General features: G+C 65.3%; 11 protein-coding genes. 3 read left to right on the top strand and 8 right to left on the bottom strand.

Going from position 1 to position 11,808, the window contains the following annotated elements:
• Positions 1–28: 28 nt before the first annotated feature.
• Positions 29–856 (top strand): FAD binding domain-containing protein, encoded by an 828-nt coding sequence (locus CV770_RS03030; RefSeq protein WP_104461272.1) that lies wholly within the window; start codon positions 29–31, stop codon positions 854–856.
• On the top strand, positions 853–3,579 hold the full coding sequence (locus CV770_RS03025) for a molybdopterin-dependent oxidoreductase (RefSeq protein WP_104461271.1): 2,727 nt from the start codon (positions 853–855) through the stop codon (positions 3,577–3,579). Before CV770_RS03030 ends, CV770_RS03025 begins: the two co-directional genes overlap by 4 nt.
• A 98-nt stretch (positions 3,580–3,677) precedes the next feature.
• On the opposite strand, the gene uraD is transcribed toward CV770_RS03025, so the two are convergent.
• The 5 genes from uraD to CV770_RS02995 form a co-directional block, all read right to left on the bottom strand.
• On the bottom strand, positions 3,678–4,565 hold the full coding sequence (gene uraD / locus CV770_RS03020; protein ID WP_104461270.1) for a 2-oxo-4-hydroxy-4-carboxy-5-ureidoimidazoline decarboxylase: 888 nt from the start codon (positions 4,563–4,565) through the stop codon (positions 3,678–3,680).
• A gap of 5 nt (positions 4,566–4,570) precedes the next feature.
• Entirely contained in the window at positions 4,571–5,506 is a 936-nt protein-coding gene (gene puuE, locus CV770_RS03015) for an allantoinase PuuE (RefSeq protein ID WP_104461269.1), read from the bottom strand.
• Positions 5,507–5,920 (bottom strand): DUF3830 family protein, encoded by a 414-nt coding sequence (locus tag CV770_RS03010; RefSeq protein ID WP_014493672.1) that lies wholly within the window; start codon positions 5,918–5,920, stop codon positions 5,507–5,509.
• A gap of 89 nt (positions 5,921–6,009) precedes the next feature.
• Positions 6,010–6,285, bottom strand: coding sequence for a hypothetical protein (locus CV770_RS03005; RefSeq protein ID WP_201759675.1), 276 nt, complete (start codon positions 6,283–6,285; stop codon positions 6,010–6,012).
• 1,267 nt (positions 6,286–7,552) lie between these two features.
• Positions 7,553–7,954: a hypothetical protein gene (locus CV770_RS02995; RefSeq protein WP_091966683.1), complete on the bottom strand. Its 402-nt coding sequence runs from the start codon at positions 7,952–7,954 to the stop codon at positions 7,553–7,555.
• Between the two features lie 302 nt (positions 7,955–8,256).
• Between CV770_RS02995 and CV770_RS02990 the strand changes: the two genes are divergently transcribed.
• Positions 8,257–8,514, top strand: a complete 258-nt coding sequence (locus tag CV770_RS02990; RefSeq protein ID WP_038949196.1) for a DUF2798 domain-containing protein — start codon at positions 8,257–8,259, stop codon at positions 8,512–8,514.
• 14 nt (positions 8,515–8,528) lie between these two features.
• Here CV770_RS02990 and CV770_RS02985 read toward each other — a convergent pair whose 3' ends face one another.
• The 3 genes from CV770_RS02985 to CV770_RS02975 form a co-directional block, all read right to left on the bottom strand.
• Positions 8,529–10,316 (bottom strand): chloride channel protein, encoded by a 1,788-nt coding sequence (locus CV770_RS02985; RefSeq protein WP_091966681.1) that lies wholly within the window; start codon positions 10,314–10,316, stop codon positions 8,529–8,531.
• A 12-nt stretch (positions 10,317–10,328) separates the two neighbouring features.
• On the bottom strand, positions 10,329–10,982 hold the full coding sequence (locus CV770_RS02980; protein ID WP_104461267.1) for an L-fuculose-phosphate aldolase: 654 nt from the start codon (positions 10,980–10,982) through the stop codon (positions 10,329–10,331).
• Positions 10,983–11,139: 157 nt separating this feature from the next.
• Complete coding sequence (locus CV770_RS02975) at positions 11,140–11,766, bottom strand: MarC family protein (RefSeq protein WP_091966677.1); 627 nt, start codon at positions 11,764–11,766, stop codon at positions 11,140–11,142.
• Between the last annotated feature and the right edge of the window lie 42 nt (positions 11,767–11,808).

The raw sequence follows: 11,808 nt of genomic DNA, 5'->3' as shown, positions 1-11,808 counted from the left end.
TTCACCCGGCGGAAGCGTTGGCGCAGCCATGGATTTGAATACCATCACGACCGTGGCCCGTCCGCAAACACGGACACAATTGCCGGCTTGGACCGCAGGGGACGCCTGGCTCGCGGGCGGCACGTGGTTGTTCTCGGAGCCGCAGGTCCATCTGAAGCGGCTGATCGATCTGACCGACCTGAAATGGCCGGCGCTGACGATCACCGACAGCCATCTCAGCATCGCCGCCACTTGCACGGTCGCGCAGCTCGACGGACTTGCCTGCCCGTCCGATTGGCTCGCCGCACCTCTGATCAACCAATGCTGCCGCGCCTTCCTTGCCTCGTTCAAGATCTGGAAGACCGCGACCGTCGGCGGCAATCTCTGCATGTCCCTGCCGGCGGGACCGATGATCTCGCTCACCGCAGCGCTGGGCGGCGTCTGCACCATCTGGAAGGCCGGCGGCGGCGAGCAGAGGATTCCTGTCGTCGATTTCGTCACCGGCAACCAGCGAAATCGCCTGACGCCGGGCGACCTGCTTCGCCAGATCGATATTCCGATTGCCGCGCTGAAACGCCGCACGGCATATCGCCAGATCTCGCTCGCGCCGGTCGGCCGCTCGGCGGCGCTCTTGATCGGCAGCCTCGATGCCGATGGCACGCTCACGCTCACCGTCACCGCCTCGACGGCGCGGCCGATCCAGCTGTCCTTTCGCCGGGCCCCGGAGGCGAGCGTGCTGCGCGATGCGATCGTCCAGCAGATCACGGACGATCTGTACCACACCGACATCCATGGCCAGCCGCTCTGGCGCAAGCATATGACATTGCGGCTTGCCGAAGAGGTTCGCCGCGAGCTGCTGGAGGCCATGCCGTCATGAGCTTCGAGATCAACGGCAAGCCGTTTGCGCAGGAGCCGCGCGCCGGCCAGTGCCTGCGCACGTTCCTGCGCGAGCTCGGCCATTTCGGGGTGAAAAAGGGCTGCGATGCCGGTGACTGCGGCGCCTGCACCGTGCTGCTCGACGGCGAGCCGGTGCACAGCTGCCTGATCCCGGCGTTCCGGGCCGAGGGACGCGCCATCACCACGATCGAAGGTCTTGGCGGAGACCACGGCGCGCATCCGATGCAGCAGGCTTTCCTTGACGCGCAGGGCTTTCAATGCGGCTTCTGCACCGCCGGCATGATCCTGACCTGCGCCTCGCTGAACCAGGCCCAGCGGACCGATCTCGGCGCGTCGCTGAAGGGCAATATCTGCCGTTGCACCGGCTATCGCTCGATCGAGGATGCATTGCTTGGCAAGACCAATGTCGAGGCGAGCGTCGAGCCCGGAGCCGCGTTTGGCCGCAGCCTGCCGGCGCCCGCAGGCCCCGACATCGTGCGCGGCAACGCGCGCTACACTTTCGACACCACCATCGACGGACTGCTCCACGTCAAGCTGGTGCGGTCGCCGCATGCCCACGCCAGGATCGTCGCGATCGACAAGTCGGAAGCGCTGAAGGTTCCCGGCGTGCACGCGGTGCTGACGCATGAAGACGCACCTTCGATGCTGATCTCGACCGCGCGGCACGAAATGGACTGGATGGACCCCGAGGACACCCGCGTTCTCGACGACGTTGTCCGCTTCATCGGCCAGCGGGTTGCCGCCATCGTCGCCGAAAGCGAAGCCGCCGCCGAGGAAGCCTGCCGCCGGCTGAAGCTCGATTACGAGGTTCTGCCTGCGCTGATCGATCCGGAGCAGGCGATGGCGCCCGGTGCGCCCGTCATTCATCCCGATCGCACCACCGCGAACCGCATCGCCGACGCTCAGCGCAACCTCGCTGCGGAGACGCATGGCGAGTTCGGCGACGTCGCGGCGGCGCTCGCAACATCTGCTGTCACCTACGAGGCCATCTTCCACAGTCACCGCGTCCAGCATGCGGCGCTGGAGACCCACGGCGGTCTCGCCTGGCTCGATGCTTCGGGCGTGCTCAATGTCCGCACCTCGACCCAGGTGCCCTTCCTGACCCGGCGCGCGCTGTCGGATATCTTCAAGCTTCCTCCCGACAAGGTCCGCGTGTTCTGCGAGCGGGTCGGCGGCGGCTTTGGCGGCAAGCAGGAGATGTTCGTCGAGGACATCCTGGCGCTCGCTGCGCTCAAGACGGGACGTCCGGTGAAGCTGGAGCTCACCCGCGAGGAGCAGTTCATCGCGACCTCGACGCGGCACCCGATGCGGGTTCACATCAAGGCCGGAGCGGACGCCGACGGCAAGCTCACCGCGCTCCAGCTCGACGTGCTCTCCAACACCGGCGCTTACGGCAATCACGCCGGCCCCGTGATGTTCCATTCGCTGTCGGAGTCGATCGCCGTCTACAATTGCCCGAACAAGCGGGTCAACGGCTACGCCGTCTATACCAATACGGTGCCGGCGGGCGCGTTTCGCGGCTATGGCCTGCCGCAGACGCTGATCGCGATCGAGGCCGCGATCGACGAGCTGGGCCAGCAGCTCGGCATCGACCCCTACGAGATGCGCCGGCGCAACATCGTCAGGGACGGCGATCCCATGCTGTCGCCGCCGCCGTCCGAATTTCACGACGTGCTCTACGGCTCCTACGGTCTCGACCAGTGCCTCGACCTCGTCGAGCGCGCGATGCAGGCTGACAGCCCACAGCCGGACCTGTCGCCGGACTGGCTGATCGGCGACGGCGTCGCTCTGACCATGATCGACACCGCGCCACCGGCCGGACACCTCGCCGACGCGACAATTGCGCTCAACGACGACGGCGGCTTTGATCTCATCGTCGGCACCGCCGAATTTGGCAACGGCACCAGCACCGTGCACCGGCAGATCGCCGCGACCACGCTGGCGACCACCGTCGACAGAATCCGCTTGCGCCAGTCCGACACCGCCCATGGCGGCCACGACACCGGCGCCTATGGCAGCGCGGGAATGTTCGTCGCCGGCAAGGCGACGCATGCGGCTTCCATTCAGCTCGCGACCGAATTGAGGGCGGCCGCTGCCGGTGCGTGGCTGTGTGACGTCGAGAGCTGCGTGCTCGAGGACAACGCCGTCGTCAGCGGCGTCCGGCGCATGCCTTTTGCGGAGCTGGTGAAGCTCGCGCGCGAGCGCGGACAGCCGTTCGCAGGCAGCGGCAATTCCGGGGGAACACCGCGTTCGGTCGGCTTCAACGTCCAGGGTTTTCGTATCGCCGTGAACAAGGCCACGGGCGAGCTCAGGATACTCCGGAGCGTGCACGCCGCGGACGCCGGCATCGTCGCCAATCCCATGCAATGCCGCGGTCAGGTCGAAGGCGGCGTCGCGCAGGCGCTCGGTGCCGCGCTCTACGAGGAGATGGTGATCGACGCGACCGGCCGGGTCACCAACCCGAAATTCCGCGACTACCACCTGCCTTCGTTCGCCGACGTGCCGCCCACCGAGGTGTTCTTCGCCGAGACGTCCGACACGATCGGGCCGCTGGGGGCGAAGTCGATGAGCGAGAGTCCGTACAATCCGGTCGCGGCCGCACTCGGCAACGCGATCGCGAATGCCACCGGTATTCGCTTCACCGCGCCACCGTTCAAGCCGGACCGGCTGTTTCCGGCGCTGCACGCGAAGTTCGGCGACTAAAGCGCGATGCGATTAGGATAAATCGTCGTCGCGCTTTGGGTTGTTGTTTAAGCATGATCTTTACGGAAAACCGCTGCGCACTTTTTCCGGATCATGCTTTAGCTGCCGCGATAGGTCGAATAACTCCATGGCGTGACCAACAGTGGCACGTGATAGTGCCCCTCTGCCTCGCTGACGGCGAAGCGCAGCGGGATCTCGTCGAGGAACGGCGGATCCGACAGCGGCACATTGCGCTCGGCGTAATATCTGGCAACGCTGAACTTGAGCTCGTAGCTGCCGATCGGCAGCGGGCGACCGCCGATCAACGGTTGATCAGTGCGGCCGTCCGCATTGGTGACCGCGCGCGCGATCACACGGCTCTCGCCGAGGCTTGCGAGCTCGACGAGCTCGATCGGAATCCCCGGCGCGGGCTTGCCGACGTGGTTGTCCAGCACATGGGTCGAGAGCCGGCCGTGCACCTTCAGCCTGTCATCGGCCATGACGAGCTGATCCAGCCGCAGCGCGGAGATGCGGCCGATCTCCTCGATCGCACGCCGCGTCTCGGTCTTTGCGATATTGCGCAAGCGCGTCTCGAAGTCGCGCAGCACGGAATCCCGGGTGTGACGGCGCACACAGACGATATAGGGGAAGCCGAACTTGTCCCGATAGGCGCTGTTGACGCGCTCGAACGCCGCGTATTCGGCCTCCGACAGCCTATCGAGGCCGGCGCTGTTCTGCTCGTCCGTCGATTCCACCGTCAGCCCCGCCGCGCGCTGGGTCTTGCTGGCGAGGTCGGGATGCGCCCGGATCAGCGCCAGCTGGACGTCGGGTTCGGCGCTCTGGATCGCGGCCATCAGCGCTGCGTGCAACTGGTTGATGCCGGCGAACGGCCGCTTGGCGGCGAGTTGCTCGGCGATCCACGGCGAATATTCGACGACATTGCCGAGCGCCGCAACGAAATCGGCTTGGCTTGCGGCATTGAGGTCGGCGAGCGAGATCTGCGACATCGTCCTCAACCGATTTCGAACGCAGTGGCCGCGAGATGCGCATGCTTGTCGTGCCAGTGCTGGGCGATCTGCAATCGCGTCGGCACCCAGACGCGCTCGTGCTTGCCGATATAATCGAGGAAGCGCATCAGGCCCGCAGCGCGGCCGGGTCGCCCGGCGAGACGGCAATGCAGGCCGACCGACATCATCTTCGGCGCCGTTTCGCCTTCCGCATAGAGCACGTCGAAGGTGTCCTTCAGATAGGTGAAGAATTGCTCGCCCTCGGCAAAGCCTTGCGGGTTGATGAAGCGCATGTCGTTGGCGTCTAGCGTATAGGGAATGATGAGCTGCTTGCCGCCCGCACCCTTGACCCAATAGGGCAGATCGTCGGCATAGGAGTCGCAGAGATAGAGGAAACCGCCCTCCTCCATCAGCAGACGGTTGGTGTTGATCGAGGAGCGCCCGGTGTACCAGCCGAACGGTCGCGATCCGGTGGCCTCAGTGTGGACACGGATCGCTTCTGCGATCTCGGCGCGCTCCTGCGCCTCGGTCATGTCCTTGTGCTCGATCCATTTCAGGCTGTGGCTGGCGATATCCCAGCCCGCCTCCTTCATGGCGGCGACGATCTCGGGGTTGCGCTTCAGCGCGGTGGCGACACCGAACACGGTGGTCGGCCAATTGCGTGCGGTGAACATCCGCCACAGCCGCCAGAAGCCGGCGCGCGAGCCATATTCGAACATCGATTCGATATTGGCGTGGCGCTGGCCCGGCCAGGGCTGCGCGCCGAGCACGTCGGACAGGAACGCTTCCGAGGCGCGGTCGCCGTGCAGGATGTTGTTCTCGCCGCCTTCTTCGAAATTGACGACGAACTGCACCGCGACCCGCGCATCGCCGGGCCACTCGGGGTGCGGCGGGTTGCGGCCGTAACCGCGGAGATCGCGCGGGTAGCGTGTGTCAGTCACTCAGACTTCCTCGAAGCGGATCGGCAGCGCGCCCTTCCACAATACGCTCTTGCCCAGCGTCGCCAGATTCTCCAGGCCCGAGGTCAGCGTGATGAAGTGGTTGCCGGCAAGCTGGCCCATCTTGCTGGCGAAGTGAACGCCGCCATAGGCCAGCAGGATCTCGGTCTCGCTGATGCCGCCGGGATAGAGGATGATCTGGCCCGGCGCGGGATAGCTGGTGTGGTTCTCGTAGCCGACGCCGAAATCGAGATCGCCGAGCGGCATCCACACGCCCTCGCCGCTCCAGCGCACATGGATGATGTGGCTTTCGAACGGCAGTGCCTTGCGAAAGGCGGCGACGGTCTTGGGTGCCAGTTGCTCCTCGAAACGGGCATCGAAGGTGAAGTCGCCGGCACGGATAACGAGTTTGCTCATCTCATCTCTCTGGATCGGGGGCGGTGGCCCCACGGATAATTTTCAAGCAAAGAGCACTCCCGACAGTTTCGCGCAAGGGGCGCGGAGCATCACCTGCGGTCGTAGGACCAGCCGAAAATGCCGCTCCGCCGCGTCTCCGGTTCCGGCTCGGCGGCCGGCGGAGGGGCTTCCTTCAGTTCCGCCCGCGGCGGCGGGGGCGGTGCCGGCAGGGTCTCGCATTTCATGGAGTAGACCAGCCTGCCGTCCGCGGTACGCCCGATCGGGGCACAGGGATCGGGATGTCCGGCCGCGGTCTTCGGCGCCAACTTGACTTGCGCGGCCGCCGGTGACGCCAGCAGCAGCAGGACCAGCAGATATCTCGACATCATTGTCGCCTGAAAGCTCAGTTGGCCCATTGAACCGGATTGGAGCGTGCAAGTCCATCGGCGCCGGAGGGCGCGATTGCCGAATATTTAGCCGTGTCCCGGACACGCCGCAGCGCCTTCTTGCCGCTGCTGCGCAGAGCTCGGATCCAGATGGCGACACGGTACGACGCGGATGGATGGGCCCCGGCTCTGCAGCGCACCGCCCGGACGATGCTTCGCATCGCCGGCAGCGCTGCGCTGCGTCCGGGGCATGAGAGCGGAGTGTGGCGCGCGCTCTCCACATGATTGCGATGTCCAGTGCAGATCCCATCAGCGCTGCCGTAGGGTGGACAAAGGCGCATAGCGCCGTGCCCACGATCTCCCTGCATAAGCAACAAGGCGTGGGCACGCTGCGCTTTGCCCACCCTACGAGATCGAGATTGTGGCACGCAGCTCAAGTCGCAGACACGCCTTCGCGTCCTCGCGGCGCATTCGCCCGAGCTTTGCTTCGTCTCGCTACCCTCTCATCCAAGAGGGCGCAGGGAAGACCGGGTGCTGGCTCGCACCCGCGGTCCGCTGCGCGAAAAGCGCACGCAGAAAGAACCGCACAGCAGCATACAGGCGGTGCCGATCACTCGGCCTTCCCTGCGCAGTGGTTGGACGGCTTATGCCGTGATCTCCCGGGAGCCGAACTTTCCTTCTGGCCTCCCTCGCCCCGCGAATTGGATGATGCAGTCTGCCCGGTTGGGCTCGCTCGCACCTCCGCGGAAGCTTGACCGTAGCAACGACGGCCAGGACCACACGGTTTTGCCGTACGCACGGCCCGCCATTTCGCCGCAGTTTTTCCAGCCCTGTCGACGGAGCCGGAAACTTGCAGACGAGACGAAGCCTAGCAGCGCCGCTCATCCGCACGAAGCCTCGGGCTCACAGGGGCTACCCGCCCTGCCCGCGCCTCTCGTGCCGACGCTGCCGCGTCCACCGCAAGCCCGGCTCGCGATGCGTGACGACACATGATCGCCCCTCTTGGTGAGCCGGGATGGACGACACATACGCCGAAACCGAATTTCGGTAAAGTGGAATATTTTCGGCGACGAGGATTGACAGAGGGCGACACAGGCAGGGTCCCGTAGCCCGGATGAGCGGAGCGACATCCGGGTTTCCACAAGCACTGTCCCGGGTATCGCTGCGCTCACCCGGGCTACGAGAGCACCGACGCATCAAAAAAGGGGCGGCGCAAAGCACCGCCCTTTTCGCGCAACCCATTCCGGGCCGCGTTGAAAACAGCCGCTCAGTAGCCCGGATCGTAATAGAACGGACTGCCGCCGCCGTAATAGCCTTGACCGCCGTAATAGCCCTGACCGCCGTAGTAGGGACGCGAACCATAATAGCGGTTCTCGTAGTAGTCGCGGCGCCGCTGCTCGGCGATCACCCCGCCGATGATCCCCGCCGCGGCGCCCATGAAGGCGAGGCCAGCGGCGTTCGACCCGCGCCGATAATAGTGGCGACGACGGGCCGCGCTGAAATCGGTGACGTCGGATGAGCCCTGCCCTGCCGTGACGGGCTTCGCTGACACCGCCCCGGGGGACGCCGCAGCCGAGGGCGATGCGGAAGTTGCCACCAATGCCAGGCTTGCGAACGCGGCCAGCACCATGTTGCGGCCGGCTGCGGAAATCATGGGTCTCACAGTCATTTTGACCTTCCTATAATCTTGCCGATGCTCTTGCCAAACGTAGGGATCTGCAAACCGGATTCAATGCGCAAACCGTTGAGATGGTTTCATGTTCGCGGCAATCTGCCACGCTTTGAACGATTGTAAACCGAACGACCAACTCGCAGCTTGAACCATCGAACCTGAGCGGATAATGAACAGCCGCGCCGTTTTTCGGTCGCCGTAAGCGTTTCACGTGAACCAACGCATCAACCGACGCCGTCGGATCGATGCCATTTGCAGGGTTCAACGTGATCGACGCGTCCTTTTCCAAGAGAAATCAGATGATTGTGGTTCGCAAACTGCCGGCGCGATATGCGCCGATCGTGATGCCGTTCGTGCTGTCCATCCTCATGACGGCCGTGGTGTCGGTCATTTCGACGCTCCGGAGCTTAGGGGCGACGCCGGCATTCCTCGCGACCTGGCCGGGCGCCTGGGCGCTGTCCTGGCTGGTCGCCTTTCCGACGCTGCTGCTGGTGCTGCCGATGGTGCGGCGGATCGTGACGCTCCTCGTCGCGGCCCCGCCCCAACCAGGCCGATAGCCAGGAGCGAGCGCCTACGACAGCGCCCCGAGCACGCCGCGCGTCGCCTTGTCGATCTCCTCGACATAGCGGCGGCGGGCGAAGTTTTCGGTGAGGAAGCCGACCACCTTGCGGCTGTCGGTGGAATCCACCACCGCCAGCATCTCGGCTTCGGCCTCGTCGAACACCGCCATCGCCGACTTCACGTTCATTTCCGGGATCAGCACGATGTCGATCAGGCGGGCAAGCTCGATCACCTGGATGTCGTCGGCGATGGTGTCGAGGTCGCTGGAGAACAGGTCCGGCAGCAGGACCAGGCCTACATATTCGTCGGAATTGTTGACGATGACGATACCGGGCCGCGATCCCAGCGCGAACTCGCTGCGGACGGCGGCGATCGTCGTGGTCGAGGGCACCTTGCCGACGTCGGAGCGCATCAGCCGCTCGACGGTGAGATTGCGCAGCCAGCCGACGTCATTGGCGCTGCGGATGGTCTCGCCGCGCAGATGCAGGCGCCAGGTCGAGAAGGAGTGGCCGAACATGAAGCGGACGCAGATCGAGGTGACGATGCAGCCGGCCAGCACCACGGCGGTGACGTCGACATTGCGGGTCATCTCGAGCACCAGGAACGACATGGTCAGGGGGCCGCCGACGATGGCGACACCGAGCGTCGCCATGCCCGTCAGCATTGCCACCAGCGGATCGATCGCGAAGTTCGGGCTGATCAAGAGCAGCACCGCGGCAAAGAACTTTCCGATCAGGCTGCCGACGAACAGCGAGGCGAAGAACAGGCCGCCGCGGAAGCCGGAGGCCAGCGAGACCAGGCAGGCCGTCACCTTCAGGGCGATGATCAGCGCGATCAGGCCGATCGTCATGTCGTGAAAGAGATCGAGCACCATGGCGCCATGGCCGGCCGCCAGCACCTGCGGCGTCACGATGGCGAAGCCGCCGACGATGAGGCCCCCGATCACCGGCCGGAGCCAGATCGGCAGCCAGGCGAACAGGCGCTCGAACATCGGCGAGGAGCGCATCACGGCGATGCCGACGCCGCTGGTGATGAGCGCAAGCCCGATCAGGGCCAGATATTGCTCGACGCCGACCGCGCTGACCTTGGGTATCTCCAGCGAATATGGCGCGCCGCCGAGCCATTGCGCGGTCAGGGCGCCGGCGAGCGAGGCCGCCAGGATCGGTGCCGCGCTGCCGACCGAATAGACGCCGACGATCAACTCACAGGCATAGAAGGCACCGGTGATCGGCGCGCCGAACGCCGCCGCGATCGCAGCCGCAGCGCCGCAGCCGACCATCAGGCGCAGATCGTTGCGGCGCAGATTGAAGAACTTGCCGAACAGCGAGGCGATCCCCGAGCCGATCTGGGTATAGCCAGCCTCGAGGCCGACCGAGGCGCCGCAGCCGTTGGAGATCAGCGTCTGGCTCGACACGATGACGCTGTCCCGCATCGACAGATTGCCGCCGCGCAGCGCGTTCGCCTCGATCGGATCGACCGCGTTCGAAATCTTCATCCGACGCCGCGACCACTCCATGATGCCGAGCGAAAGCCCACCCAGCGCCGGCGCGATCAGTGCCGCCCACGGGCTGACGCTCGCGTGGGCCGACAAATGGACATCGACGGGAATTCCATAGATCACCACGTGCGCGATCTGCGCGATATGCGCCATCAGCGTCACCACCGCGCCGGCCAGCGTACCGATCACCAGCGACAGCGGGATCAGGTAGAACTCGTTGCTGCGCAAGAGGGCACGCAGCCGAACCATAGTGCGGTTCGTCCCCTTGCGATCCACGAGATGCCTGATCCGCACGAACACCTTCTGTCCGCCCTACCCTTCCGACAGGCCGTAGCCGGCCATGCGCTGGCGGACCCGCTCGATCTCGGCACTGGCGAGCAGCGGCGGCTGTCCGATCTGGAGGCAGCCGTGATATTGCCGTGCCAGCGTTTCGACCTCGACGGCGAGCCACATCGCCTTGTCCAGCGTCTTGCCGATCGCGATCATGCCGTGATGGTCCAGCAGGCAGGCAAGCCGTCCCTCCAGCGCCCGCACCGCATGTTCGGACAGATCCACGGTTCCGAACGTCGCATAGGGCGCGCAGCGGATGCTGTCGCCGCCGGCCGCCGCGATCATGTAGTGCACCGGCGGAATCTCCATGCCCATGATCGCCAGGATGGTGCAATAGGTCGGATGGGCGTGCACGACGGCGTTGACGTCATCCCGCGACTTCAGGATGTCGCGATGGAAGCGCCACTCGCTCGACGGCTTCTGATCGGGCGCATGTGTGCCGTCCATGGCCATGAAGACGATCTGGTCCGGCGTCATGGCCTCATAGGGCACGCTGGTCGGCGTGACCAGGAGCCCGTCCACATGCCGGACAGAGATGTTGCCCGAGGTGCCCTGATTGATGCCGAGCGCGTTCATGCGCCGGCAGGCGTCGATGATGGCCTGTCTCTTGGCGAGCTCTTCCGCTGTCGTCGACATCCCGATTTCCTGACGATGGGCTTGTTAGACCGGGAGTACGTCAAAGCAATATGGCAGTGCAAGCGAAAGCGGCCCGGATCCGGTGCCACCTTGTCGCCCCTCCCGCCAAACCACGAAATCGACGGCAAAATCAACGAATTCACGGATTGTCGCAGCCCTATGGCAGACTGGTCCTGACCGCCGCAATCCCGTTGATCACGAACTGCACGGAATAGGCGGCGAGCAGCATGCCGAGGACGCGCGACAGCACCGCATTTCCGGTGCGTCCGAGGGTCTTCGCGATCAGGTGAGCCGAGACGAAGCACAGCATGCAGAGCAGGCAGACCGAGAGCACGACTGCGATGATGACCGCCAGCCTCGCCCCATAGCCGGCATCGCCCGAAAGCAGCAGCGTGGTCGCAATCGCACCGGGGCCGGCCATCATGGGGATGGCCAGGGGAAACACCGCGACATCGGAGGCGTGCTCGGACGTCGCCTTGTCGGCCTCGCGGGCCTCGCGATGCGGACGATCGCCGAAGATCATCTGGTACGACACGCCGAACAGCAGCAGCCCGCCGGCGATCTGGAAGGCGGGGACGCCGATCCCGAGCTGGCGCAGCAGCCAGTTTCCGACCAGCGCAATCACCACCAGGATCGAGGCCGCGATCAGCGGCGCGCGCAACGCGATAGTTCGTTTGACCTTGTCGGGCATGCCCCCGGTCGCGGCCAGGAAGGCCGGCGCAAGGCCGACCGGATCGACCACCAGCAGCAGCGTCACGAAGGCGGACAGGGCGAAGTCGAGCATGTGTCGGTGCGGTCCTTGGAGGCTGGAACGATGGCTGCCGGC

The organism is Bradyrhizobium sp. AC87j1 (assembly GCF_002936975.1).
GTDB classification, from domain to species: Bacteria; Pseudomonadota; Alphaproteobacteria; order Rhizobiales; family Xanthobacteraceae; genus Bradyrhizobium; species Bradyrhizobium shewense.
Note: the sequence above shows the minus strand (reverse complement) of the source record. Positions and strands in the feature narration are given on the sequence as shown.

Excerpts from the sequence above, each read along its gene's own strand:
- CV770_RS03030 (WP_104461272.1), top strand. The coding sequence starts at position 29 with ATGGATTTGAATACCATCACGACCGTGGCCCGTCCGCAAACACGGACA.
- CV770_RS03025 (WP_104461271.1), top strand. The coding sequence starts at position 853 with ATGAGCTTCGAGATCAACGGCAAGCCGTTTGCGCAGGAGCCGCGCGCC.
- uraD (WP_104461270.1), bottom strand. The coding sequence starts at position 4,565 with ATGTCGCAGATCTCGCTCGCCGACCTCAATGCCGCAAGCCAAGCCGAT.
- CV770_RS03010 (WP_014493672.1), bottom strand. The coding sequence starts at position 5,920 with ATGAGCAAACTCGTTATCCGTGCCGGCGACTTCACCTTCGATGCCCGT.
- CV770_RS03005 (WP_201759675.1), bottom strand. The coding sequence starts at position 6,285 with ATGTCGAGATATCTGCTGGTCCTGCTGCTGCTGGCGTCACCGGCGGCC.
- CV770_RS02995 (WP_091966683.1), bottom strand. The coding sequence starts at position 7,954 with ATGACTGTGAGACCCATGATTTCCGCAGCCGGCCGCAACATGGTGCTG.
- CV770_RS02990 (WP_038949196.1), top strand. The coding sequence starts at position 8,257 with ATGATTGTGGTTCGCAAACTGCCGGCGCGATATGCGCCGATCGTGATG.
- CV770_RS02980 (WP_104461267.1), bottom strand. The coding sequence starts at position 10,982 with ATGTCGACGACAGCGGAAGAGCTCGCCAAGAGACAGGCCATCATCGAC.
- CV770_RS02975 (WP_091966677.1), bottom strand. The coding sequence starts at position 11,766 with ATGCTCGACTTCGCCCTGTCCGCCTTCGTGACGCTGCTGCTGGTGGTC.